This is a genomic window from Janthinobacterium violaceinigrum (assembly GCF_009208555.1).
Lineage (GTDB): Bacteria > Pseudomonadota > Gammaproteobacteria > Burkholderiales > Burkholderiaceae_D > Janthinobacterium > Janthinobacterium violaceinigrum.
Genome location: NZ_WFLI01000005.1, coordinates 1 through 23,517, shown reverse-complemented (window position 1 = coordinate 23,517; position 23,517 = coordinate 1). Strand labels below are relative to the sequence as shown.

21 protein-coding genes, 1 tRNA gene and 1 pseudogene are annotated in these 23,517 nt (G+C 62.9%); 13 read left to right on the top strand and 10 right to left on the bottom strand.

Features of this window, described 5'->3' with window-relative positions:
• Positions 1-82 precede the first annotated feature (82 nt).
• From GCN75_RS29510 to GCN75_RS05520, 9 genes are all read left to right on the top strand, one after another.
• Positions 83-436, top strand: coding sequence for a hypothetical protein (locus GCN75_RS29510; protein ID WP_226941133.1), 354 nt, complete (start codon positions 83-85; stop codon positions 434-436).
• Positions 426-2,336 carry a replication endonuclease gene (locus tag GCN75_RS05545; protein ID WP_152281731.1) on the top strand — a complete coding sequence of 637 codons (1,911 nt, stop codon included), beginning with the start codon at positions 426-428 and terminating at the stop codon, positions 2,334-2,336. Before GCN75_RS29510 ends, GCN75_RS05545 begins: the two co-directional genes overlap by 11 nt.
• Positions 2,333-2,485 (top strand): hypothetical protein, encoded by a 153-nt coding sequence (locus GCN75_RS29120; RefSeq protein WP_170932979.1) that lies wholly within the window; start codon positions 2,333-2,335, stop codon positions 2,483-2,485. Before GCN75_RS05545 ends, GCN75_RS29120 begins: the two co-directional genes overlap by 4 nt.
• Entirely contained in the window at positions 2,479-2,781 is a 303-nt protein-coding gene (locus tag GCN75_RS05540; protein ID WP_152281730.1) for a hypothetical protein, read from the top strand. The genes GCN75_RS29120 and GCN75_RS05540 overlap by 7 nt, the downstream gene beginning before the upstream one ends.
• Positions 2,782-2,825: 44 nt before the next feature.
• A complete protein-coding gene (locus tag GCN75_RS05535) occupies positions 2,826-3,005 on the top strand; it encodes a hypothetical protein (protein WP_152281729.1) in 180 nt (59 codons plus the stop codon).
• The gene (locus GCN75_RS29115; protein ID WP_193317389.1) at positions 3,002-3,322 is read left to right on the top strand and encodes a hypothetical protein; all 321 of its coding nucleotides are present in this window, start codon (positions 3,002-3,004) and stop codon (positions 3,320-3,322) included. Before GCN75_RS05535 ends, GCN75_RS29115 begins: the two co-directional genes overlap by 4 nt.
• Positions 3,315-3,566, top strand: a complete 252-nt coding sequence (locus tag GCN75_RS29110) for a DUF4224 domain-containing protein (RefSeq protein ID WP_226941131.1) — start codon at positions 3,315-3,317, stop codon at positions 3,564-3,566. Before GCN75_RS29115 ends, GCN75_RS29110 begins: the two co-directional genes overlap by 8 nt.
• Before the next feature lie 13 nt (positions 3,567-3,579).
• Positions 3,580-4,638, top strand: a complete 1,059-nt coding sequence (locus GCN75_RS05525) for a tyrosine-type recombinase/integrase (RefSeq protein ID WP_152281727.1) — start codon at positions 3,580-3,582, stop codon at positions 4,636-4,638.
• A gap of 286 nt (positions 4,639-4,924) precedes the next feature.
• On the top strand, positions 4,925-5,617 hold the full coding sequence (locus tag GCN75_RS05520) for a hypothetical protein (RefSeq protein WP_152281726.1): 693 nt from the start codon (positions 4,925-4,927) through the stop codon (positions 5,615-5,617).
• 142 nt (positions 5,618-5,759) lie between these two features.
• On the opposite strand, the gene GCN75_RS05515 is transcribed toward GCN75_RS05520, so the two are convergent.
• From GCN75_RS05515 to GCN75_RS05495, 5 genes are all read right to left on the bottom strand, one after another.
• A tRNA-Ser gene (locus GCN75_RS05515) sits at positions 5,760-5,849 on the bottom strand.
• A gap of 161 nt (positions 5,850-6,010) precedes the next feature.
• Entirely contained in the window at positions 6,011-8,056 is a 2,046-nt protein-coding gene (locus GCN75_RS05510; protein ID WP_152281725.1) for a putative bifunctional diguanylate cyclase/phosphodiesterase, read from the bottom strand.
• A gap of 1 nt (position 8,057) precedes the next feature.
• On the bottom strand, positions 8,058-9,146 hold the full coding sequence (locus GCN75_RS05505) for an EAL and HDOD domain-containing protein (RefSeq protein WP_319633283.1): 1,089 nt from the start codon (positions 9,144-9,146) through the stop codon (positions 8,058-8,060).
• A gap of 300 nt (positions 9,147-9,446) precedes the next feature.
• A complete protein-coding gene (locus GCN75_RS05500) occupies positions 9,447-10,076 on the bottom strand; it encodes a response regulator transcription factor (RefSeq protein ID WP_152281723.1) in 630 nt (209 codons plus the stop codon).
• A gap of 13 nt (positions 10,077-10,089) precedes the next feature.
• Entirely contained in the window at positions 10,090-11,460 is a 1,371-nt protein-coding gene (locus GCN75_RS05495) for a cache domain-containing protein (RefSeq protein ID WP_152281722.1), read from the bottom strand.
• A gap of 244 nt (positions 11,461-11,704) precedes the next feature.
• Here GCN75_RS05495 and GCN75_RS05490 point away from each other — a divergent pair, with 244 nt between their 5' ends.
• The 4 genes from GCN75_RS05490 to GCN75_RS05475 all read left to right on the top strand — a co-directional run bounded on the left by GCN75_RS05490 (position 11,705) and on the right by GCN75_RS05475 (position 19,321).
• Positions 11,705-13,765, top strand: coding sequence for a carbon starvation CstA family protein (locus GCN75_RS05490; RefSeq protein WP_152281721.1), 2,061 nt, complete (start codon positions 11,705-11,707; stop codon positions 13,763-13,765).
• The gene (locus GCN75_RS05485; RefSeq protein WP_010396213.1) at positions 13,765-13,965 is read left to right on the top strand and encodes a YbdD/YjiX family protein; all 201 of its coding nucleotides are present in this window, start codon (positions 13,765-13,767) and stop codon (positions 13,963-13,965) included. The genes GCN75_RS05490 and GCN75_RS05485 overlap by 1 nt, the downstream gene beginning before the upstream one ends.
• 306 nt (positions 13,966-14,271) lie before the next feature.
• On the top strand, positions 14,272-17,160 hold the full coding sequence (locus GCN75_RS05480) for a hybrid sensor histidine kinase/response regulator (protein ID WP_152281720.1): 2,889 nt from the start codon (positions 14,272-14,274) through the stop codon (positions 17,158-17,160).
• A gap of 1 nt (position 17,161) precedes the next feature.
• Positions 17,162-19,321: a putative bifunctional diguanylate cyclase/phosphodiesterase gene (locus tag GCN75_RS05475; RefSeq protein WP_152281719.1), complete on the top strand. Its 2,160-nt coding sequence runs from the start codon at positions 17,162-17,164 to the stop codon at positions 19,319-19,321.
• Here GCN75_RS05475 and GCN75_RS05470 read toward each other — a convergent pair.
• From GCN75_RS05470 to GCN75_RS05450, 5 genes and pseudogenes are all read right to left on the bottom strand, one after another.
• On the bottom strand, positions 19,290-20,423 hold the full coding sequence (locus GCN75_RS05470; RefSeq protein WP_152281718.1) for an esterase-like activity of phytase family protein: 1,134 nt from the start codon (positions 20,421-20,423) through the stop codon (positions 19,290-19,292). The genes GCN75_RS05475 and GCN75_RS05470 overlap by 32 nt on opposite strands.
• Before the next feature lie 88 nt (positions 20,424-20,511).
• Complete coding sequence (locus tag GCN75_RS05465; RefSeq protein WP_152259491.1) at positions 20,512-21,732, bottom strand: CaiB/BaiF CoA transferase family protein; 1,221 nt, start codon at positions 21,730-21,732, stop codon at positions 20,512-20,514.
• A 7-nt stretch (positions 21,733-21,739) separates the two neighbouring features.
• On the bottom strand, positions 21,740-22,330 hold the full coding sequence (recR, locus tag GCN75_RS05460) for a recombination mediator RecR (protein WP_034786598.1): 591 nt from the start codon (positions 22,328-22,330) through the stop codon (positions 21,740-21,742).
• 47 nt (positions 22,331-22,377) lie between these two features.
• On the bottom strand, positions 22,378-22,704 hold the full coding sequence (locus GCN75_RS05455; RefSeq protein WP_034759121.1) for a YbaB/EbfC family nucleoid-associated protein: 327 nt from the start codon (positions 22,702-22,704) through the stop codon (positions 22,378-22,380).
• A gap of 41 nt (positions 22,705-22,745) precedes the next feature.
• Positions 22,746-23,517: pseudogene (locus GCN75_RS05450) on the bottom strand (DNA polymerase III subunit gamma/tau); the annotation flags it as partial.

Sequence of the window (23,517 nt, the reverse complement as noted above, 5' to 3'; positions counted from 1 at the left end):
CTGCGGCATCTGGCTGCTGTCGCTCCTGATCGTTATTGCCCCCGGCGTGCTGCGGGCCATCGACTTCATCAAGGACTGAAGCATGCCGGCATCCCTTATTGACAATCACCTGTCCTTCCAGCCTGCCACCGAGATTCTGGCCGCGCGCGACAAGGACATGCCGACGCCACCAGGCGCCGGGCATGCGCTGGCCGCCATCGCCGAAGCCAAGGCCCAGCTACGCAGCATCAAGCCGCGCAACCTGGCGCCCTTCATGGCCCAGGCCTGGGGATTGTCGCCGCGCGGCGCGCGGCGCTCCGTGCTAATCGCCGCCGGCATGGACGCCGACCGCTGGGAATCGCCCATCCATTCATTTACCGAGGACGAGCGCATCGAGCTGCGCGCCGCTACCTCTGCCGCTATCCGTGTGTACGAAAGACTGTTGAATGCAATCTAAACAGATCCTGCTGCCTGCCCCGCAACGCCACGAAGCTTTTTTGCGCTCCGCCCAGTTCGCGCCCGAGCTGGCCCGTATCCCGTTCAAGTGGCGCAACCGCGTCATCACGGCCGCCATGGCAAAAATGGCCTGGTCGTCCTGGTACAAAGTCTATGAGTCCGTCGCCACGAGCTTTGCGCGCGAGTTCGCCGAACAGTACGTGCCAGCCGGCGTCGATCTGTCGCAAAGCGATGCCGACATCGTGGCCACCGCTGAGCGTGCGGCGGCTGTTGTAGTCAAGGCTCTCTGGTCGGCCACGTCGGACAGGCATGCCCTGCAGATTATGGAGGACGAATGCACCTCGTATGGCATCGAGCTGCCCGAGTTCAACGCACTGGCCGACACCATCGCCCGCCTGGTGGACGCCCGCTGGTGGCGCCGCCAGTTGCGCAAGCGCGTCAAGCGCGCCTTTGAAGCGGGCAATATCCGCCTGGGCTATGTGAACTATCGCGGCGAACCCTACGCCAGCAACGACGCCGTGCTGTCGCGCCTGGCGCAGAACCGCCGCAACGCGGCAGCGCTGGCCGCCACCCTGGTGCAGAACGAGAACGGCCAGCAATTCAGCATCGCCGAGCTGGCCGAGAAAACGACCGCCAACAAGGCCATCCGGCGAGGCGAACTGATGTTGCGCATCAACGGCTTCGAGCAGATCGCCCGCGAATGCGGCGACCAGGGCATTTTCATCACCTGGACGTGCCCATCGCGCTTTCACGCCATGCAGCACAGCGGCAAGCCCAACGATAAGTTCGACGGTTCGACGCCGCGCGAGGCCAATGCATATTTAGGCAAGATGACATCACTGTGCCGCTCCGCGCTGGCGCGCCGGGGCATCGGTCTGTATGGCTTTCGCATCGCCGAGCCGCATCACGATGGCTGTCCGCATTGGCATCTGCTGCTGTTCGTGCGCCCCACCGCGAAATACAAGACGGCCCACCTGCAGGACGTGGCGGGCCGCGCCATCCGCATCATGAAGCGCTACGCCTGGCGCGTGGACCGTGGCGAACCGGGCGCCTTCGCGCGCCGCCTGGACGTTAAACGCATCGACTGGGCCAAGGGCAGCGCCGCCGGCTACATCGCCAAGTATGTGGCCAAGAACATCGACGGTGTGGCCGACCACAAGACGAAGAAAGGCTATGTCGTCACGGCCGACACCGAAGGCGATGTCGAGCTGACGCCATCGGCGCGCGTCGAATCCTGGGCCGCATGCTGGGGCATCCGTCAATTCCAGCAATGGGGCGGCGCTCCCGTCACCGTGTGGCGCGAACTGCGCCGCATCGAGGAAAGCATGCTCAACGAAGCCCCGGCTGCCATGCGCCGCGCCTGGGACGCCGTGCAAAAGATCGACGGCGAAAAGCGCGCCTGCTGGGCCGAATACCTGCGCGCCCAGGGCGGCGCCCTGGTGCCGCGCAAGGAGCTGGTCGTCACCCTGGCCAAGGACGAAAAGACCGTCATCGGCCGCTACGGCGAAACGCTGCGCACCACGCCCTACGGCGTGCGCTGCAGCGACCTGATTGGCGTGGTCTTCAAGTCCGTGCGCCATACGTGGACGCCCGTACAAGCCACAGGCGGGCGCGGGGTGGCTGTTGGGGTTGCCGTTCCTCGGACTCGTGTAAATAACTGTACGCACCCCGACCGCCCTGCCCCGCCGGATCGCAGCACCGACATCATGCGAGCGATCTGTGATGAAGAGCGAACCGCGATTTGGGCTTGTGCAGCACACAACAATCTATGCCCATTCCCCCGGATCCCGGGCGACCAAGAAAAGATCGATTTGCTTTTCGAAGTGGCGAGGCTAAACGCCTGCCCCTATCCGCGCGTGATCGTCACCGATTCGTCTTCCACAAGAGGAAATGCCACATGAGTACCTTTTCCGTGACCGTTCGCACGCAAACCGAACGCTTTGAATACGCCGCGATTGCCGCTTCCAGCGGCGACGCGATCCAGGCCGCCCTCGACCACTTCGGCGTGTGCGGCGTTACCGCCAAACTGAAAGGAGCACCGCAATGCTGAACACCCTGACCGATTCACCGCGGCAAGTCGCCCTGGGCGACCGCGTGACATTCGATACCGATGAAGGCTACCAGGCACGGATCGCCAACGACCTACGGGTTTTGCACGAAAAGCGGCGTATTGCACTGGAGCGCAAGGAGGAGCTCTTAGAGAAAATGGTGACCCAGCTGTGCGGAATACGAAAAACTGGCGTGTTCAAGGCAGATGTGTGGGCCGCACATGCAGACCTCGATGAAATCGACGCCACCTTGAATATTCTGTACGCCAAAAAGCTGAAAGGAAGCCTGCAATGCTGAATACCCTGACCGATTCACCGCAGCAAATCGCTCTAGGTGACCGTGTGACGTTCGATACCGATGAGGGCTACCAGTCCGGCACCGTCAACGACCTGCGCCGCGACGTGGGCAATGGCGAGCTGCACGCCTGGGTCGAACTGGACCACCAGTGGCCCGGCATGTTCCGGGCGGTGCCGCTGGGCGCGATCGTTTCCAGCCACGCTGTCCTGTTGGTGGCCGCATGATAGCCAATCCAGCACAGACCGAGCGCCAACACCTGGCCAATCAGGCCGCGCCTGAGTTCTCGCTGATCCGAAAGCGCTGCGCATGCGGCAAGGCCAGCACGGCGCGGCAACTGGCGCAGCATGGCCAATGTGTGTCTTGCCTGCGGCAGGTCGCAACAATGCAGACGGATGCGTACAAAGACTTCTGCCGGCTGCGCGACTACCGCAAGCCAGGCGCCGAGGTTCCCAAGTACACAGAGGCCGAAGCGTTCGCCTTGGCCACAAGAAAAAGCAAGGCATGCCAGCCCGCCGCAACGAAAGCGCAGTCCAATGAATAATCTTTTTGATAACCCCATCCAATCCGAAACCCTGACTGCGGAAGAGTTGGAAACCATTTCAGGCTGCTGCCGCAAAGTGGATCAGATCAAATGGCTGCAGCAAAACGGCTGGACCTTCATTAGAAACCGCGCTGGCGCACCCATCATCGGGCGCCTGTACGCCAGGTTGCGCTTGAGCGGCATCAATCCCGCCAGCCTGGTGAGCACGCCGGCCTGGGCGCCCGACTTGTCCAAAGTACGTTAACAGAAAGAGAACTATGCGACCTAAGAGCACTGGCTACAAACTGCCGCCGCGCATGCTGCGCCGCGTGCGCAAGCTGAAATCGGGCGAAACATGGACCGGCTACTACTACAACGGCCGGGACGATGCCGGGAACAGGAAAGAATATCCGCTGGGCACTGATTTGGTCGAGGCCAAGCGCCTGTGGGCGGAATACGAATGCAAACCCGTGCCGACCGACGCCACGCTCATGGAATACGTGTTTGCGCAGTACGTCCGCGACATACTGCCCGGCAAGGCGCCAAGTACGCAACGCGAGAACTCAAGCTCGTTGAGCCAGCTGCGCCCGGTCTTCGACAGCGCACCTATCGATGCCATCACGCCGCAGGACATTGCCCGCTACCGCGACGCACGCAGCGCCAAGGTGCGCGCCAACCGCGAAATCGCGTTGCTATCGCACGTGTTCAATATGGCAAGGGAATGGGGCTACACCAAGCGCGAGAACCCATGCAGGGGCGTGCGCAAGAATAAAGAAGTGCCGCGCGACTTCTATGCCGACAAGGCCGTGTGGGATGCAGTACGGAACGCAGGCTGCGAAGAACTGCAGGACGCCATGGACCTGAACTACCTGACCGGCCAGCGGCCTGCGGACGTGCTCAAGATGCGCGACAGCGATTTGAAGGATGGGGCCCTGCAGGTGCGTCAGGGCAAGAGCAACAAGCTGCTGCGCATCGTGCTCGAGCACGACGGCATCAAGTCCGAACTGGCGAAGGTCATCGAGCGCATCCACGCGCGCCCGCACCGGCCGCGCACCACCTTCATTGTCGCGCTGCCGAACGGCTGCCAGGTCAAGAAGTGGCATTTGCGCCTGCGCTTCGATGGCGCCCGGAAAGCTGCGGCGGAACTGGCGCTAAAGGCTGGCGACGAGGAGCTGGCCAGCCGCATCAAGGCCTTCCAGTTCCGCGATATCCGGGCGCGCTCTGCCAGTGACATTGCCGACCTGGGCGCCGCCAGTTCGTTGCTGGGGCATAGTGAAAAAGTCATCACAGAAAAAGTATATCGGCGCATTGGTCAAGCAGTACGACCAACTAGATAGTAATCAAAATAATAATACCCTCCTTGCCAAGTTTTACAGACAAATAGATCTTTCTGCAATAGAATGCTTTAAGGAAAATTAAATTTACTTTGTGAAAATACTCTCAAGGAGTCCAAGATGACCGGAAACAAAAAAGTAGTTGTTACCAACAATCCAACCATAACAGTAGTTACGACGCCGACTAGAACTAGTACGAAAGCGGGAATTCCATCTAGTTCAATGACCCCTGCCCCTAAAAAAAGTCAACCCGCCCCGAAACCGAAGAGCAAATAAGCGGTGAAAAACTATGGGGGCTGAAACCGAAATAGCTGACCGGGAAGAAGAACAACCGGAAACAGATGAAAAAAGGCAGGAAGAACTAAATAAATTATTCAAAGACTTCAAGACGGAGATTGAAAAACGGCAGGTCTTAAGCTCTGACAATCTTGATAAATCTATTCTGACGTACTCAAGCTGGGGACTTGGTATTTCAATCGCGTTTTTGAAAGATTTTGTACCAATAACGGTAGCAAACAATGCAGCCTTCCTCTATTGGTCTTGGTATCTTTTTAGTGCAGCTATAGCATTAACCACTTTATCGTTCCTGATCAGCTACAAAGGTTTGGATTTATCGCTACGTCACGCGCAGGAATACTATCTAAAGGACAATGAAAATTTCATTGACAAGAAGAATTGTTACAACATGATTGTTCTAAAATCAAATGTTGTATGCGTAATACTTTTCCTCTTGGCATTGGTTTTTACAATTGTATTTGTTTCCAGCAATCTTGAGAAATCAGCAATAATTAAGGAGAATGAAAAGATGTCAAAAATCGACAAAGTGACAAAGACTACGCACGGCACCGCGATGGACGGGCTCCCGGTAAGCTTAATGCAGGCAAAACCGCCAAAATCAACACCGAAAACTCAAGCTAATCCCGGAGCGGCAGGCACACCACCAGCCCCAAAAGCATCACAAAACAACAAGCCTCAACAATAAAATTGGTGCGTTTCTTATCGTTGTTGCGGAAATCACTTCCGCAACGTCTGCGTGATTTTTGTAGTGCTCCACCATCACCCACACACTCATGCCGCATAGACGAAAAAAAAGCCCTTTAAAATCAAGGGCTTTTTTATCATTCTGGCGGAAGCGGTGAGATTCGAACTCACGAACAGTTTAACCCGTCGCTAGTTTTCAAGACTAGTGCCTTCAACCACTCGGCCACGCTTCCAGATGGCAGCATTATACATAAAGGTCAGTGGCTTACCAATGGCTTGCACTCCCGTGGCCTTATTTCCCCAAGCGGCAAGGACTGGGGGCGTACCCGGCGGGTCTGCCCCCGGCTCTTCGCTGGTGGGTTCCATACCGCCGCCGGCACGCCAACGGAAAGCCTTACACGCCCCAGTTTTCCCGCAGCGTCTTCTCGAACTCCCCCGCCGGCAGGGGGCGCGAGAACAGGTAGCCCTGGACTTCGTCGCAGCCCGAGCTTTTCAGGAACGCCAGTTGCTCGGCCGTTTCCACGCCTTCCGCGATCACTTTATGGTGCAGTTGCTGGGCGATGCTGATGATGGTGCTGGCGATGGCGCAGTCGCTGGCGTCGGTGGGGATGCCGGTGGTGAAGGAACGGTCGATCTTCAGGGTGTCGATGGGGAAGCGTTTCAGATAGGACAGGCTCGAATAGCCGGTGCCGAAGTCGTCCAGCGACAGGGCCACACCCAGCGCCGTGATGCGGTCCATGATGCCGATCACGCGTTCGATGTTGTGCATCAGGGTGCTTTCCGTGATTTCCAGTTCCAGCCAGGCCGCTTCCAGGCCGTAGCGGGCCAGGGTTGCCGCCACCCTGGCGGGCAGGGCCGCCGTGAATTCGCGCGCGGATACGTTGACGGCCAGGCGGATCGGCGGCAGGCCGGCCAGTTTCCACGCCTGCGCCTGGGCGCAGGCCGCTTCCAGCACCCACTCGCCCACCTGCACCACCAGGCCCGTCGATTCGGCCAGGGGGATGAATTCGGCGGGCGGGATCATGCCGTGCTGCGGGTGATGCCAGCGCACCAGGGCTTCGGCGCCGATGATGCGCCCGCTGGCCAGTGCATATTTCGGCTGGTAGTGCAGCAGCAGTTGCTGCGCCGACAGGGCCTGGCGCAAGCCCGTTTCCAGGCGCATGCGCGCTTGCATGCCCACATTCATGTCCTGGCTGTAGAAGGCCACGCTTTCCGCTTCGCCGCCGCTGTCCTGCTTGGCGCGGAACATGGCGATGTCGGCCAGGCGCAGCAGGGTTTCCGCGTCCTGTCCGTCTTGCGGATACACGCTGATGCCGATGCTGGCGCCCACGCGCAAGTCGTGGCCTTCGATCAGGAACGGTTCCACCAAGGAAGCGAGCAGCTTTTGCGACACCATGCTGGCCTCGAAATGCTGGCCGATGTCGAACAGGCCGACGGCAAACTCGTCGCCGCCCAGGCGCGCCACCAGGTCCTGGTCGCGCAATGCCTTGCGGAAGCGCAGCGAAACCTGGCGCAGCAACTCGTCGCCGATGCGCCGGCCCAGGGTGTCGTTGATCAGTTTAAAGCGGTTCAGGTCGATGAACAGCACGCAACCCAGCATCTTGCTGCGCTGCGCCACGCTCAGGGCCTGGTCCACCAGCTTGGCCAGCAAGGTGCGGTTCGGCAGGCTGGTCAGCGGGTCGTAATACGCGAGGTGATGCAGGCGCTCTTCAGCCAGCTTGCGTTCCGTGATGTCCGTCAGGTAGGCGATGAGTCCGATGGGCTTGTCGTCCATGTCCTGCAGCGGCGACAAGGACAGGCTGGCCCAGAAGATCTCGCCTGACTTCTTTCGGCGGCGCACCTCCATCAGGCGTCCTCCCTGCTCCAGGAAGGCATCGTGGAAACCCGTGTCTTCTTCGTCGTACAGGAACAGGATGTTGCGCCCCACGGCTTCCACCGAGGTATAGCCGAACAGGCGCTCCGCGCCCTTGTTCCAACTGGTGATGTAGCCCGTCAAGTCCATCGTCAGCACGGATTCGTGCAACTGGTCGAGGATTTGCGTCTGCTGAGCCAGCAAGGCTTCGACTTGCGCGTAAGCATGGGTCGAGCGTTGCGCCAGCGAATGCACTTGCAGCACGCCGGCCGTCAGCGAGGCCAGGCTGGCCAGCTGGCGGCGGTCGGCGTCGTTGTACCGGCTGCGTCCGGCCACGCTGTAGTGGCCGAAGCAGTGGCCGTCGAAACTGATTTCCTGCAGCAAGGCGGGTGTATCGCTGGGAAACAGCGCGGACGGCGCCGCCGCATCCAGGCTGGCCGCAGGCAGGAACTGGCCATGGGGGCTGGCCATCACGGCGCTGGCGATGCGGCCCAGTTCCGCCACCAGCGCGGGGCCGCGCAAACGCACGACGGCGTCGCACAGGGCGGCGCTGTCACCGAGGAAATCCGACACCGGAAACAGGGGCATGCTAGAGGTTCCGGCTGACCTGGATGGCCCATTGGTAGGCCTGCAGCAGGCTGCGCCAATAGGTTTCTCCATCGATGCCGGCACGGCGCAAGCCTTCGGGCGGCGGCGTGGCGCTTTCGACCAGCGCCAGCAAGGTGCCCAGTTCGCCGCTGCGTTCGAGCAAGGCGGCGCTGACTTCGGGCGCCAGGTTCAGGGTGGCGATGATGTCCTGCATGGGCATGCCCAGCAGCACGTCGAGCAGCGAGAACACGCCCGCCATGAAGGCCAGGTCCTGCGCGTCGCGGTCGCCGCCGCGCAGCTGGCACAGCGCTTCCATCTGCGCCGCGCGCACGGCCGCCAGCGGCAGCAGCGCGTGGATCTTGCCATCGTCCTGCTGGCGCGCATATAGCAGCAGTTGCAGCCAGCGCTGCAGCTGGCGCCGGCCCAGCAAGGTGATGGCCTGGCCAAAGCCCGTGATGGGCGCCGTGAAACCGAAGGCGGCTGAATTGACCAGTTTCAATAAATGATAGCTGAGCGATGGATCTTGCTTGAGCGGCACTTCCAGCTCGTGCGCATCGGCATCGCGGGCCAGCAGGCCCAGCAGCGCCAGCAGGCGGCGCCGCGACGTGGCATCCTCCGGCTCGCTTTGCTGGCGCGCCTGCTGCAGCGCGTAGTCGCCGGCAAACCAGCTCACGCCGATTTCCTGCAACGCGGCAAGCTGCCCCCCGTCGCCGATGTTGTAGGCCAGGTGCGGCCCCGGCAAGGGCAGCAGCTGATGCAGGGCCGGGCGGGCGCCGGCCGCGTCAAAGCTCAGCGCGCGCGCGTCGACCTGCGCCGCCGTCACGGGACCGGCTTCGGCGCCATCGAGGATGATGCGGTAGCCGGCGTCGCGCCATTGCTGGCATTTTTTCTGGATGTGCTTATCGCCGGCAAGATGGGCCGGCAAACGGAAGATGGTGCGTTGCGGCGCCAGTTGCGCCAGCACGGCCTCGTCCACGCCATGCGGGTCGGCCAGGGGAATGATGCAGTCGAGCGGTGCCAGGAAGGCATATGCATCGGCGGCGGCCAGCGCCGCCAGCAGCGGCGCCGTCGAGGCCTGCGGTACATGCAAGGTGACAGCGACCCACTCGTTATGAGCGTTGGCTACTGCTTGTAATCCCACCAACGGAAACAGGTTTGATTCAGACGCTGACATCGGTATCTCAGTGTGGGTAGGGCGCCATAGTAAATAAACTGACCAGCATTGGCAACCCTGGCCCGACAGGGATGCCATTTCGACAGCAAGAATCATTCTATCCGAATCTCACCCGCGAAACAGTTTAAAATTGGCAATAAATGTTCAAAAAAAACATTCCCCCGGGAGACCCGCCTGCCATGCGGGTTTGAAAAAATGCCGCGATGCCTGCGCCGTTCAGGCACTGCCGCCATGCGCATGCTCGACCGCATATTTGATCAGTTCAGCCTGCCCTTCGATGCCCAGCTTGCGCTTGATGTTCAGCCGGTGCGTCTCCACCGTGCGCACGCTCAGGTCCAGGTCGCGGGCGATCTGCTTGTTCGACTGGCCCGCCGCGATGTGCTGCAGCACTTGCTGCTCGCGCGTGGTGAGGAAGGAATCGTGCACTTGCGGGCGCGACAGTTGCCGCGCCAGGGCCGCACTGTAATAAATACCGCCAGACATCACCGTCTCGATGGCAAACACGATATCTTTCCCTGGGGCATCTTTGAGCACATAGCCGCGCGCGCCGGCGGCAATCGCCTGCGACACATATTCGAGCTTGTCGTGCATGGACAGGATCAGCACGGCAATCTGCGGAAACGCCTGCTTGAACAGCGCCGTCGCCTCGATGCCGTTGGTGCCGCGCATATTGATATCCATCAGCACCAGGTCCACCTTGTGGAGGCGCGCCTGGCTCAAGGCTTCGTCGGCGCCGCCCGCCTCGGCCACCACGTCGAAATGCGCCACCGCTTCCAGGCGCGCGCGCAAGCCGTCGCGCACGAGGGGATGGTCGTCCACCAGCAGGATGTTGATCTTCTCGGTCATGGTTGCGTATCTATCAGTGTGTGGAGGAAAGGCCGAGCCGCGCCAGCACCACGGTGCCGGCGGGCGAGGAAGTGATGTGCAGGCTGCCGCCGATGGCTTCCATGCGTTCCGTCATGTTGCGCAGGCCGATGCCGCGCTGCGGGTGCAGGACGATGCCGTCGAAATCGAAGCCGCCGCCATTATCCCCGATGCGCAATTCCACGGCCTTGTCCGCCTCGCGCAAGCTGACCTCGACGGCGCTGGCGTGGGCATGGCGCTCGCAATTGGTCAGCGCTTCCTGGGCAATGCGGAACAGCACGGTATTGACCATGTCGGGCAAGCCCTCGCCCGCCGCCGCCGGACTGGCCGTGAAACTAGCTTGCGCGCTGCTGCTGTCGTTAAATTCATGCACGAGGTGGTCGAGCGCGGCGGCCAGGCCCAGGTCGTCGAGGATGGCCGGGCGCAGGTTGTGCGAAATGCGCCGCACTTCGCCCAGCACCTTGTTGAGCTGCTCGGCGGCCCGCTCGAACGTGGCGGGCGCCTTTTCTTTCTGCTCTGCATTGCCGGCCAGGCGCGCGATGCCCGCCTCGATCTGCAGTTTGATGGACACCAGCCACTGGCTGATGCCGTCATGCAAGTCGCGCGACAGCCGCGCCCGCTCTTCCTCCTGCGACTCCACCACGCGCTGCGCCAGCACTTTCAGCTTGGCATCGGCCACGCGCAATTCGCGCAGGTTCAGCACCAGGCCGCAGGCGGCCACCAGCAGGGAGCCGAGGATGGCGATGCCGGCGATCAATTCCATGGTGGAGCGGATATTGCGCGACTGCTGGGCGTCGACCTGGGCCAGCGCCTGGTCCACGTCATCCATGTAGATGCCCGTGCCCATCATCCAGCCCCACTCCGGCATCAGGATCACATAGCCGAGCTTGGGCGCGGACTTGTTGGTCGACGGTTTGATCCAGTTGTAGCGTTCGAAGCCGCCGCCGCCCTTCGCCCGCTGCATCAGGCGCTGGATGGTCAGGTTGCCTTCCGCGTCGCGCAGCTCCCACAGGTTCTGCCCCACCAGCTCGGGCTGGCGCGGATGCATCAGCGACTTGCCCTGCAAATCATAGATGAAGAAATAGCCATCGTCGCCATAGCTGAGGGCGGACAGGATGCGCTTGGCCTCTTCCTGCGTGGCGCCATCCTTGCGCCCCGACTGGTACAGGGAGGCGATGGAATGGCTGGCCAGGGTCACGTAATGCTTGAGTTCGGCTTCCTTGCTGGCCAGATACGCCTGCTGGATGGTGGCGCGCTGCTGCTCGGCCAAGGTGATCGCCTGGTGCCGCACGGCAAACGCGATGGCGCACAGGGCGAGTATGAGCGGCGTGATGGCCAGGAAGATGACTTTCTGTCTGAGTTTCATGGCCTGGCGCTCCGGCGGCGTCGATGCTGGTGGGAATGCGTGATTTTACGTCGCGGCGCCGTGATCGGCCTGCGTAGTAATACTGAGCGTTACTGCGTAGTGCTGCGCTTGCGGCAATTATACGATTCCTGAATACTCGCCATAAGCTGCAGATACACCAAAAGTAACATCCAAACTGGCGACGACCAGGCTCGGCAGCACACATCATCGCACGGCACAGCGCCCGTCAATCTCTGGAGGAAGCATGAACCGCATTTTCAAACAGCTCGGCTGGGCAGCGCTTGCGCTGGCCGGCGCCGGGTCCCTGGGCGTCGTCGCCCTGCAACGCGGCGAACCGATCAGCGCAATCTGGATCGTCATCGCCGCCGTCTGCGTCTACCTGATCGCCTACCGTTTCTACAGCCTGTTCATCGCCGACAAGGTGCTGGGCCTCGATGCGCGCCGCATGACGCCCGCCTTCAAGCACAACGATGGCCTCGACCACGTGCCGACGAATAAATACGTGCTGTTCGGCCACCATTTCGCGGCTATTGCCGGCGCCGGTCCCCTGGTCGGCCCCGTGCTGGCCGCGCAGATGGGCTATCTGCCCGGCATGCTGTGGATCTTGGCGGGCGTCGTGTTTGCGGGCGCCGTGCAGGATTTCATCGTGCTGTTCATTTCCATGCGCCGCGACGGCCGCTCCCTGGGCGACCTGATCAAGGCTGAACTGGGCGAGATTCCCGGCATGATTGCGCTCCTGGGCTGCTTCATGATCATGGTCATTATCCTGGCCGTGCTGGCCTTGATCGTCGTCAAGGCGCTGACGGGCTCCCCATGGGGCAGCTTCACCGTGATGGCGACGATCCCCATCGCCCTGTTCATGGGCGTGTACTCGCGCTTCATCCGCGTGGGCCGCATCGGCGAAATCTCCATCATCGGCTTTGTGCTGCTGATGCTGGCCATCATCGGCGGCCAGTACGTGCAGGAACACGCCGTGCTGGGCCCCATGTTCACGTTCACGGGCACGGAACTGACGTGGATGCTGATCGGCTACGGCTTCATCGCTTCCGTCCTGCCCGTGTGGCTGCTGCTGGCGCCGCGCGACTACCTGTCGACGTTCCTGAAGATCGGCACCATCCTGGGCCTGGCCATCGGCATCATCGTCGTCGCGCCTTACCTGAAAATGCCGGCCATGACCAAGTTCATCGACGGCTCCGGCCCCGTCTGGTCGGGCAATCTGTTCCCCTTCCTGTTCATCACGATTGCCTGCGGCGCCGTCTCCGGCTTCCACGCACTGATTTCCTCGGGCACCACGCCGAAGATGATTGAAAACGAAAGCCATGCCCGCTTCATCGGCTATGGCGCCATGCTGATGGAATCGTTCGTTGCCATCATGGCCCTGGTGGCCGCCTCGACCATCGAGCCCGGCATCTATTTCGCCATGAACAGCCCGGCCGCCCTGATCGGCACCACGGCCGAATCGGCCGCGCAAGCGATCTCGCAGTGGGGCTTCTATGTGACGCCGGACATGCTGACGCAGACGGCCAAGGACGTTGGCGAGCACAGCATCATCTCGCGTGCGGGCGGCGCGCCGACCCTGGCCGTCGGCATGGCGCAGATCCTGTCGGGCGCCATCGGCGGCAAGGCCATGATGGCCTTCTGGTACCACTTCGCCATCCTGTTCGAAGCGCTGTTCATCCTGACGGCCGTCGATGCGGGCACGCGTGCGGGCCGCTTCATGCTGCAGGATTTGCTGGGCAGCTTCGTGCCTAGCCTGAAACAGACGGAAAACGTCATCGCCAACCTGCTGGCCACGGGCCTGTGCGTGGCGGCCTGGGGCTACTTCCTGTACCAGGGCGTGGTCGATCCATTGGGCGGCATCAACACCCTGTGGCCGCTGTTCGGCATCGCCAACCAGATGCTGGCCGCCATCGCGCTGATCCTCGGCACCTGCGTGCTGTTCAAGATGAAACGGGGACAATATGCGTGGGTAACGATCTTGCCGACCATCTGGCTGCTGCTGTGCACCTTGACGGCAGGCTGGCAAAAGATTTTCGATGCCAACCCGCGCGTGGGCTTCCTCGCGCATGCCAAGAAATACTCTGCGGCATTGGATGAAGGCACCCTGCTGGCGCCGGCCAAGTCCGTGGCGCAGATGCAGCAGATCATCTTCAACGATTACCTGGACGCCGGCCTGGCCGCCTTCTTCGTCATCGTCGTGATCAGCGTGCTTTTCTTCGGCATCCGCACCATTCTGAAGGCGCGCGCCGACAGCAAGCCTAGCACCAAGGAAACGCCGTTCCAGGCCATGCCCACGGTGCAATGATGATCGACGAAATCATCAAGGCTGGACGGTATCTGGGGCAAAGCATGCGGCTCATGTGCGGCTTGCCCGAGTACGACACCTATGTGGCGCACCGGGAAGTGACCCATCCCGGCGAGCCGATGATGACGTATGAAGAGTTCTTCCGCGAACGGCAGGAAGCCCGTTATGGCGGGGCCGGCAAGCGCGGCGGCTGCTGTTAGCGGACACACCTGACCCAGCCTACTGCGCGTCGGTATAGGCGGCTTGCGATGCTCACCGTACTACAGTACGGTTGCGCTTCTCGGCCACCTGTCCCTTCCGCTCGCTACGGCTGAGTCAGCTGTTGTTGCTCAGCAATAATTTGAGGGCGGTCTTGTGAGACCGCCCTTTTCATTTCCTCTCTTATAAGTTCCCCTCCCCTTTCTTCCATTAGACCCACATCAACATCATGGTGTGTCTTCGCGTCTATATTTTTCCAATAGGAATTAAAAAACAGCCAACGGGCCGACCGGGGAAGCGCCGCAACCATGTTCAATTTCCAACGCTCCAGCATCAGCCAGAAGCTGACCATGATTTCGGTGCTGTCGTCGGGCTGCGCGCTGCTGCTGGTGTTCGTGGCGTTTGCGCTGACGTCCGTGCTCAGCCACAAGAACGATGAAGGCAAGCAACTGCTGTCGTTGGCGGGCGTGATCGGCGCGGCCAGCGCGGTGCCTTTGCTGGCGGGCAAGCCGGCGCAGGGGCAGGCGGAACAGGTGCTGGCGGCCTTGTCCGCGCGCAACGAGATTGCCCAGGCGGCCCTGTTCGACAAGGGCGGGCGCCTGTTCGCCCTGTACCGCGCGCCGCAGCATGCGCAGGGGCTGGCAACGCCGGAGGACATGGACCCGGCCCTGCTGGCCGACATGGCCGTGCAGCCCGTCACGCAAGGCTCGGGCACGACGCTGGCGCCCGCCATGCGCCTGTACCGCCCCGTCTACCGCCAGGCCGCGACGGGGCAGGAGATCATCGGCGCCGTGCTGATCGAGGCGGACCTGAACCACATGTGGCGCGACATCGGCCGCCACGTGAGCGCCATCGGCGGCGCCACCGTGCTGTCCTTCCTCGTGGCCGTGTTCCTCGCGCGGCGCTTCAAGAGCGTGATTGCCGAACCGATCACCAAGCTGATCGACACGGCGCAGAAGGTGTCCAGCAGCCAGACCTACAGCCACCGCATCGCGCACCAGCGCAGCGACGAGCTGGGCGTGCTGATCGACAGTTTCAACGACATGCTGGCGCAGATCGACAGCCGCGACAGCACCCTGGCTAATTACCGCGACCAGCTGGAACGCCAGGTGGGCGTGCGCACGGCGCAGCTGGAAAAGGCCAAGGATGCGGCCGAGGCGGCCAGCCAGGCGAAAAGCGCCTTCCTCGCCACCATGAGCCATGAAATCCGCACGCCCATGAATGGCGTGCTGGGCATGACGGAACTGCTGCTGGCCAGTCCGCTGACGGCGCAGCAGCGCCATTACACGAGCATGGTGCAGCGCTCGGGGCAGAATTTGCTGGTGATCATCAACGACATCCTCGACTTTTCCAAGATCGAGGCGGGCAAGCTGAGCGTGGAATACATCCGCTTCAATTTCCGCGAATTGCTCGACGACATAGAACATGTGTTCGCGCCGCAGGCGGAAGCAAAAAATATCAGCCTGGAATTCGATATCGCCTACGACATTCCCATCGCCATCTGCGGCGACCCGAACCGTTTGCGCCAGATCATCGTCAATTTGCTGGGCAATGCCATCAAGTTCACAGAAACGGGCAAGGTCACCGTGAAAGTGACCGTGTGCAGCGAAGACGCGCCCAGCGTGGGATTGCGCTTCGAAGTGCACGACACGGGCATCGGCGTGTCGAACGAGGCGCAGACGCGCATCTTCGAATCGTTCTCGCAGGCGGACGGCTCGACCACGCGCAAGCACGGCGGCACGGGCCTGGGACTGACGATCTCGAAACAGCTGGTCGAGCTGATGGGCGGCACGATCGGCGTTGATAATGCTTTAACGCAAGGATCGATCTTCTGGTTCGAAGTAAATTTCGATAAGCGGCGCGTCGACAGCGATGACCCGTCCTTCAACCTGAAAACCACGCGGGGGTTACGCGCCTTGATCGTCGACCACACACCCGCCACGCGCGCCGTGCTGGAGCGGCAGCTGGCCAGCTGGCACATCGTCAGCGACAGCGCAGGCACGGCCAGCGACTGCCTGGGCAAGCTGCGCGCGGCCGCGCAGGCGGGCACGCCATATGCCGTGGCCCTGCTGGACATGGAATTGCCGCGCACCAGCGGCCTGGCCCTGGCCGCCACCATCAAGAGCGACCCGCTGCTGGCCGACCTCAAGCTTTTGCTGCTGAGCACGGAACAGGCGGCGGCCGATCCCGTGCAGCGGCGCGAGGCGGGCGTGGCCTTCCAGCTGATCAAGCCGGCCCGCGAATGCGACCTGTTCGACTGCATCGTCACGCCGCCCCGCGCCAGCGACAGCCTGCGCATCCATCCGCCGCACGCGGCGCGCCAGGCGGGCCGGCGCCAGCGCCGCCGCGTGCTGCTGGCCGAGGACAATCCAGTCAACGTGGAAGTGGCGCTGGCCATGCTCGATAGCCTGGGCCTGGACGTGGTCTGCGCGCGCAACGGCGAAGAAGCCCTGCAGGCGGCGCAGGCCGAGGACTTCGACCTGATCCTGATGGATTGCCAGATGCCCGTGATGGACGGCTTTGCCGCCACGGCGGAAATCCGCCGCCACGAACAGCAGTGCGGCCACGCGCGCGTGCTGCCCATCGTCGCCATCACGGCCAATGCGCTGCAGGGCGACCGCGAAGCGTGCCTGGCGGCCGGCATGGACGATTACCTGAGCAAACCGTTCACGCAGCAGGACCTGGGCCACACGATTGCCCGCTGGATCACCCTGCCGCGCGCGGCCACCGTGCACCACAGCGAGGCGCCGGAGCCGCCCACGCCGCAGGAAGCGCCGCCCGAGGCGCCACCGCCCGCGCCTGCCTCCCAGGCTGTCCCACCGCCGTCCCCGCCGCCATCGGGCCAGCCGCTGAACCGGCAGGCGCTGGAAAACATCCGCGCCCTGTCCCGCGCCGATGGCGATGCGCTGCTCGAACGGGTCATCCTCGCCTTTACCGGCGAAACGCCGCGCCAGCTGACCGCCATGCGCGAAGCGATTGCCGGCGCGGATGCGGAAGCGCTGCGCAAGGTGGCGCACAGCCTCAAATCGGGCAGCGCCAACGTAGGTGCCGACGGCCTGGCGCAGCTGTGCAAGGAAATGGAAAAACTGGGCCGCGCCGGCAGCACCGAGGGCGCGGCTACCCTGCTGCAGGAGATGCAGCAAGCCTTCCTGTCCGTACGCGAATCGCTGAGCGCCATCCTCGTGAAGGAACACTGACATGACAGCGCCCCTCCCTCCCCCACGCGGCCTGGTGCTGGTGGCCGACGACGATCCCGTGATGCGATTGCTGATGCGGCAGATGCTCACGCAGGTGGGCCTGGACGTGATCGAGGCCGAGGACGGCGTGCAGGCGCTGGCCAGCTACAAGCACAGCGGGCCGGACCTGGTCATGCTCGATGTCGACATGCCGGCCCTGGACGGCTTTGCCGTGTGCCGCGAGATCCGCCTGCAGGAAGTGGGCGGCACCGTGCCCATCATCATGGTCACGGGCGGCGACGAACTGGAAGCCGTCACGCGCGCCTACGAGGTGGGCGCCACGGATTTCATTTCCAAGCCCATCAACTGGCCCATCCTCGGACACCGCGTGCTGTACGTGCTGCGCGCCAGCGACGCCATCGCCCGCCTGCGCATCGCCGACGCGCACAACCGCGCCGTGCTGGCCGCCATCCCCGACACCTTCTTCCGCCTGAACCGCGAAGGCTTCTATCTCGACTACGAACAGGGCCACGACGCCAGCGCGGGCTTTTCCATCAGCGACTGCGTGGGCAGCCATATCCGCGACGTGCTGCCGCCCGAGATCGCCGCGCGCCTGCTGGACAAGGCGCACGCCGTGCTGGCCACGCAGCATATCGGCTCCGTCGACTACACGCTCACGCACGCGGACAGCACGCGCCATTTCGAGGCGCGCCTGGTGGCCACGGGCGCCGACGAAGTGCTGGGCCTGGTGCGCGACATCAGCGAGCGCAAGCGCACGGAAGAACAGATCCGCCGCCTCGCCTATTGCGACAGCCTGACGGGCATCCCCAACCGGCAGGCGTTCCTGGAAACCCTGGAGCGCGAACTGCTGCGCTCGAAAGAGCACGACAAGAAGTTCGCCGTGCTGTTCATGGACCTTGATGCCTTCAAGCGCATCAACGACACCCTGGGCCACGACGTGGGCGACCATCTGCTCAAGGTGGTGTCCGAGCGCCTGCGCGAAACCATCCGCCCCAGCGACCTGGTGCTGCGCGCCGAACACGAGTTCGAGCCCACCTCCGGCGGCAGCAACCTGGCGCGCCTGGGCGGCGACGAATTCACGATCCTGATCCCCGACCTGGAGCGCGTGGAAGATGCGCTCAACGTGGCGCACCGCGTCAAGGAAGCGATGCGCCGGCCCTTCATGATCGAGGGACACGAGATTTTCGTCACGGCCAGCATCGGCATCTCGCTGTATCCGGAAGATGGCGAGGATTGCAATTCGCTGTTGAAATATGCGGACACGGCCATGTACCACGCGAAGAACTGCGGCAAGAACAACGCCAAGCTGTACAGCTCTTCGCTGACGATGGAAATCATGAGCCACGTCAAGATGGAAGTGGGTCTGCGCAAGGCCTTGCAGAACAACGAGCTGTACTTGCTGTACCAGCCGCAGATCGACGTGCCGAGTACGCAGATCGTGGGCGTGGAAGCGCTCGTGCGCTGGCGCCACCCGGAGCGGGGCATCATTTCGCCCACGGAATTCATCCCGCTGGCCGAAGAGACGGGACTCATCGTGCCCATCGGCGAATGGGTGCTGCGCACCGCTTGCAACCAGGCCAAGGCGTGGCAAAACGATGGCGGGCGGGCCATCCGCATGGCCGTAAACCTGTCAGCCAAGCAATTCAAGGATGAAAACCTGATGCAGATCGTGCTGTCGGCCCTGGCCGACACGGGCCTGGACGCGCGCCTGCTGGAACTGGAATTGACGGAAGGCACCCTGATGGACGATGCGCGCGCCACCATGGTGACCCTGGAGCAGTTGCGCGGCATCGGCGTGTATCTGTCCATCGACGACTTCGGCACGGGCTATTCTTCAATGAATTACCTGAAACGCTTCGACGTGCGGGCATTAAAAATCGACAAGAGCTTTATTGCCGGCTTGCCGCAGGATACGGAAAACGCGGCCATCACGCGCGCCATCATCGCCATGGCCCATGGCTTGAAGATGGTGGTGGTGGCCGAAGGCGTGGAGACGGACGAGCAGCTGCTGATGCTGGAAGAATACGGCTGCGACATGGCGCAAGGCTATTTCCTGGGCCACCCGTCGCCGCACGACACGATCACGGCCATGCTGGCCAGGCAGGCTGGCCAGCTGGCCAGCCTGGAAACTAGAGCACTTCGAAGGCAAGGATTTGCGTGACTTGCTGCGCGTTGAAATTGTCGTCGGAAATCATCACCAGGCTGCGGCGGCCGTTTTCCAGGCGCGGGCCCCAGCTGATGCCTTCGATATTGTCGACCCGCGGCAAACCGATCTTTTCCAGGTCCAGCAGCAGGCGCTTGCGCGCCGGCACATAGGCCGCGCCTGCCAGCGCCGGCATGGCCTGGATGTCGGTGGCGCCCTCCGTGTCCATCGCGTACACGCGCACATGGTTGGTGTAGATGCCATCCGCGTTTTCCACGCCCGCCCGCTCCACCACCAGCACTTGATGGTCGTTGACGGCGAGAATTTCCGACACGCCATTGTCCGCTTCGCGCCCCGGCGCGGGCCGCGACGCCACGGGCTCGATAGCATACGCGTACTGGCCCAGCACCTTGCCCGCGCGGTCCAGGCGCGTGATGCGCACCACCGAGCCATGGTCCGGCGTAGCCAGCGGGCCATCCTGGTACAGGGCCGCTTCCATGCCCAGCCACAGGCTCTTGCCGTCGCTGGCAAACGACAGTCCCTCAAAGCTCATGTTGTTGCGCGAGCCGACCTCGTTCTTCGACACATTGAACATGGAGGGCGTGGGCAAGGTGGACAGGTAACGCCCATCGCGGTCCGCGTGGCGCACGAACGGATGCAAGCCCACCTTGCGGTTGCCTTCGCTGCCGTACCACAGGCTGCCGTCCTGCGGATCGACGCGGATGGTTTCGATGTCGGGCACCTGGTCGCCACGGTCCAGTTTGGCGTGCGCGAGGTTCGGATAGCGGCTGCCGTCGGGCTGCGTGAAGAAATGCACGCTGTTCAAGGTCACGGCGGAAAAGGCCGTGCTGTCGTAGGCCAGAGTGGCGCGGTAGAAGCGGGCCGGATTGATTTCCGAGCGGTCATCGCTTTCCATCACCCAGCTGTTGCTGGCCGCATCGTAGTCGATGCCGGACAAGCCGCCCACCGTGGTGCCCTCGAACGGCTGTTTCAAGGCGATGCGCTGTTCGCCGATCAGGCGCAGGCCCGCGATCGGTGCATCGTGAGGGAAGCTGGCGCAGGCGGAAAGAAGAACAGCGGCCGAGGCCAGGGCAAGCGCGGTGCGGAACAATGGAGGCATGATCGGTATCAAATAAGTCGGGAAGCAAATTCTGGGGTCAGACCCGCCGGGTCTGACCCCAGCTTTAGTTCTGTGGGTTAATAGCGAATTACACCACCCCATCGGCCTTGAGCCGCGCGATGGCGGCCGCATCATAGCCCAGCGATGCCAGCACCTCGTCGTTGTGCTGGCCCAGGGTGGGTCCCAGCCACTGGGTCTTGCCCGGCGTGGCGGACAGTTTCGGGCTGATGGCGGGCAGCTTGACGGGCGTGCCGTCCGCGAAATGGTGTTGTTCGAACATGTCGCGGGCGAGAAATTGCGGATCGCTCAGCATGTCGCGCACGGAGTAGATTTTGCCGGCGGGTACGTCGGCTGCCTTCAGCACGGCCAGCGCGCTGTCTATCGTGTGCGTGGCGCACCAGGCGCCGATGGCGTCGTCGATTTCCTGCGTGCGCGCCACCCGGCCGTCGTTGCGTGCCAGCTGCGGGTCGCCCGCCATGTCGATACGGCCCATGGCCAGCATCAATCGCTTGAAGATGGCGTCGCCATTACCGGCAATCACGATGTTTTCGCCATCGCCCGTCGTGTAGGTATTCGAGGGCACGATGCCGGGCAGCGAGCCGCCCGTGCGCTCGCGCACCACGCCCGCCTGGTCGTACTCGGGCACCAGCGATTCCATCAGGTTGAACACGGATTCGTACAGGGCCACGTCGACCATCTGCCCTTCGCCGGCCGCCGCGCCGCCCGTCACGTCGCGGTGGCGCAAAGCCATCATGGCGCCGATCACGCCGTGCAGGGCCGCCACGGAGTCGCCGATGGACACGCCCACGCGCACGGGCGGGCGGTCGGCAAAGCCGGACACATAGCGCAAGCCGCCCATCGATTCGCCGATGGCGCCGAAGCCGGGCAAGTCCTTCATCGGCCCCGTCTGGCCAAAGCCGGACAGGCGCACCATGATGAGGGAAGGCTTGATCTGCTTGAGCTGCTCGTAGCCGAGGTCCCACTTTTCCAGCACGCCGGGGCGGTAGTTCTCGATGATGATATCCGCTTCCAGGGCCAGCTGGCGGGCAATCGCGCGCCCTTCCGGCGACTTCAGGTTCAGCGTTAAACTTTTTTTGTTGCGCGCCTGCACCGACCACCACAGCGAGGTGCCATCCTTCAACACGCGCCAGGTACGGATGGGGTCGCCGCCATCGGGCGACTCGATCTTAATCACGTCGGCGCCGAATTCGGCCAGCATGCGGGCGCAGAACGGCCCCGCGATCAGGGTGCCCAGTTCCAGGACTTTGATGCCCTGGAGGGGGCCGGAAGATGCGGAAGCGTCTGTCATGTTGTAGTCAGGTTGCCCTGCGGTCGAGCATCGCGCGGGCGATGGTGCCCGCGTCGACGTATTCCAGTTCGCCGCCCACGGGCACGCCGCGGGCCAGGCGGCTCACGCGCAAGCCCCGCGCCTTCAGCATTTCGCTGATGTAGTGGGCCGTCGCTTCGCCTTCATTCGTGAAGTTGGTGGCCAGCACCACTTCACCGACCACGCCATCGTTGGCGCGGTTCAGCAATTTTTCGAGGTGAATATCTTTCGGGCCGATGCCGTCGAGCGGCGACAGCCGTCCCATGAGCACGAAATACAGGCCCTTGTAGGTCAAGGTCTGCTCGATCATCAGCTGGTCGGCGGGCGTTTCCACCACGCACAGCAAGCGCTTGTCGCGCTCCTCGTCGAGACAGGTCTCGCACACTTCATGTTCGGTAAAGGTATTGCACAGGCCGCAGTGATGCACGGCATCGACGGCCTGGAACAGGGCGCGCGACAGCATGGCCGCGCCTTCCCTATCGTGCTGCAACAAATGAAATGCCATCCGCTGCGCCGACTTGGGGCCGACGCCGGGCAGGCGCCGCAGCGCCTCGGTCAGGAATTCAAGCGACTTGGACATGGATCAACCCTGCCCCGTGCCATGGATCGAGCGCATGCGGTGTTGCATCAGAATGGCATTTTGAAGCCGGCTGGCAAGTTCATACCGCCAGTCAAACCTGCCATTTTTTCCGCGGACGTCGCTTCCGCCTTGCGCACGGCGTCGTTGAAGGCGGCAGCCACCAGGTCTTCCAGCATGTCCTTGTCGTCGGCCAGCAAGGATGGATCGATGGAAACGCGCTTGACGTCGTTCTTGCACGTCATGACGATTTTTACCAAGCCGGCGCCGGACTGGCCTTCCACTTCCACCAGCGCCAGTTGTTCCTGGGCCTTTTTCATGTTGTCTTGCATTGCTTGCGCCTGCTTCATCAGGCCAGCCAGTTGATTTTTCATCATGAGAATGCTCCGTTCAATTCAGTTTGTGAGTGTGTTAATCATCAATGCAGGGTCGGCGCGGCGGAGCCGGCCGGTGCAGGGGTAATCGTTCCCGGCACGACAAAAGCGTCGAATGCGCGCTTCATGTCGAGCACGAAGGGGTCGCTGGCGATGGTCTCTTCCGCTTGCAGCTGGCACGCCTCGCGGTGGGCTTGCGCTTCCGCGCTGGCCGTGTACCAGACGGCGCCCAGTTCCGTGTCGACACTGACCTTGCGGCCGAAGCGCTCGGTCAGCGCGGCCGCCAGTTTTTCCACGTTGGCGGGACTGCGCCACGTATCGATGGGCACGCGCAGGCGGAACGTCGTGCTGTGGCCGTCGTGCAGGCATTCGATCAGCTCGGCCTGCACGGCCAGCTGCTGGGCCACGCCGCGCAAGGGCAGCACGGCGGCGACGGCCGGCCAGTTGCCGTCCCAGTCCAGGCCCGGCACGGGCGTGATCACATACGGTCCGCTGGGCGCGGCTTGCTTGGCGGCACGCTGCGGCATGACGACGGCGGGCTGTTCGCCGGGCGCATTGCCCGGCGCATTGGCGGGCGCCGACACGGCAGCCGAAGCGCTGTCGTCGGAAAATTCGGTGACCCACGGCGGCAAGTCGTCATCCTGCTGCTGCGCTTGCGGCGGCGGCGCGGCGGGACGCGCCTGCTGTGCCGGCGCGGGCGCTTCCATCACGGCCACGGGTGGCGCATCGTCCCACGGCGCCGGTGCTTTCGCGGCGGCCGGTGGGGGTGGCGGTGCCGGCTGGACTGGCGCGGCAGGTGCCACTGGCGCTGCGGCA

Excerpts from the sequence above, each read along its gene's own strand:
- GCN75_RS29510 (WP_226941133.1), top strand. The coding sequence starts at position 83 with ATGCCGGCATCCCTTATTGACAATCACCTGTCCTTCCAGCCTGCCACC.
- GCN75_RS05545 (WP_152281731.1), top strand. The coding sequence starts at position 426 with ATGCAATCTAAACAGATCCTGCTGCCTGCCCCGCAACGCCACGAAGCT.
- GCN75_RS29120 (WP_170932979.1), top strand. The coding sequence starts at position 2,333 with ATGAGTACCTTTTCCGTGACCGTTCGCACGCAAACCGAACGCTTTGAA.
- GCN75_RS05540 (WP_152281730.1), top strand. The coding sequence starts at position 2,479 with ATGCTGAACACCCTGACCGATTCACCGCGGCAAGTCGCCCTGGGCGAC.
- GCN75_RS29115 (WP_193317389.1), top strand. The coding sequence starts at position 3,002 with ATGATAGCCAATCCAGCACAGACCGAGCGCCAACACCTGGCCAATCAG.
- GCN75_RS29110 (WP_226941131.1), top strand. The coding sequence starts at position 3,315 with ATGAATAATCTTTTTGATAACCCCATCCAATCCGAAACCCTGACTGCG.
- GCN75_RS05525 (WP_152281727.1), top strand. The coding sequence starts at position 3,580 with ATGCGACCTAAGAGCACTGGCTACAAACTGCCGCCGCGCATGCTGCGC.
- GCN75_RS05520 (WP_152281726.1), top strand. The coding sequence starts at position 4,925 with ATGGGGGCTGAAACCGAAATAGCTGACCGGGAAGAAGAACAACCGGAA.
- GCN75_RS05510 (WP_152281725.1), bottom strand. The coding sequence starts at position 8,056 with ATGCCCCTGTTTCCGGTGTCGGATTTCCTCGGTGACAGCGCCGCCCTG.
- GCN75_RS05500 (WP_152281723.1), bottom strand. The coding sequence starts at position 10,076 with ATGACCGAGAAGATCAACATCCTGCTGGTGGACGACCATCCCCTCGTG.
- GCN75_RS05495 (WP_152281722.1), bottom strand. The coding sequence starts at position 11,460 with ATGAAACTCAGACAGAAAGTCATCTTCCTGGCCATCACGCCGCTCATA.
- GCN75_RS05490 (WP_152281721.1), top strand. The coding sequence starts at position 11,705 with ATGAACCGCATTTTCAAACAGCTCGGCTGGGCAGCGCTTGCGCTGGCC.
- GCN75_RS05485 (WP_010396213.1), top strand. The coding sequence starts at position 13,765 with ATGATCGACGAAATCATCAAGGCTGGACGGTATCTGGGGCAAAGCATG.
- GCN75_RS05480 (WP_152281720.1), top strand. The coding sequence starts at position 14,272 with ATGTTCAATTTCCAACGCTCCAGCATCAGCCAGAAGCTGACCATGATT.
- GCN75_RS05475 (WP_152281719.1), top strand. The coding sequence starts at position 17,162 with ATGACAGCGCCCCTCCCTCCCCCACGCGGCCTGGTGCTGGTGGCCGAC.
- GCN75_RS05470 (WP_152281718.1), bottom strand. The coding sequence starts at position 20,423 with ATGCCTCCATTGTTCCGCACCGCGCTTGCCCTGGCCTCGGCCGCTGTT.
- GCN75_RS05465 (WP_152259491.1), bottom strand. The coding sequence starts at position 21,732 with ATGACAGACGCTTCCGCATCTTCCGGCCCCCTCCAGGGCATCAAAGTC.
- recR (WP_034786598.1), bottom strand. The coding sequence starts at position 22,330 with ATGTCCAAGTCGCTTGAATTCCTGACCGAGGCGCTGCGGCGCCTGCCC.
- GCN75_RS05455 (WP_034759121.1), bottom strand. The coding sequence starts at position 22,704 with ATGATGAAAAATCAACTGGCTGGCCTGATGAAGCAGGCGCAAGCAATG.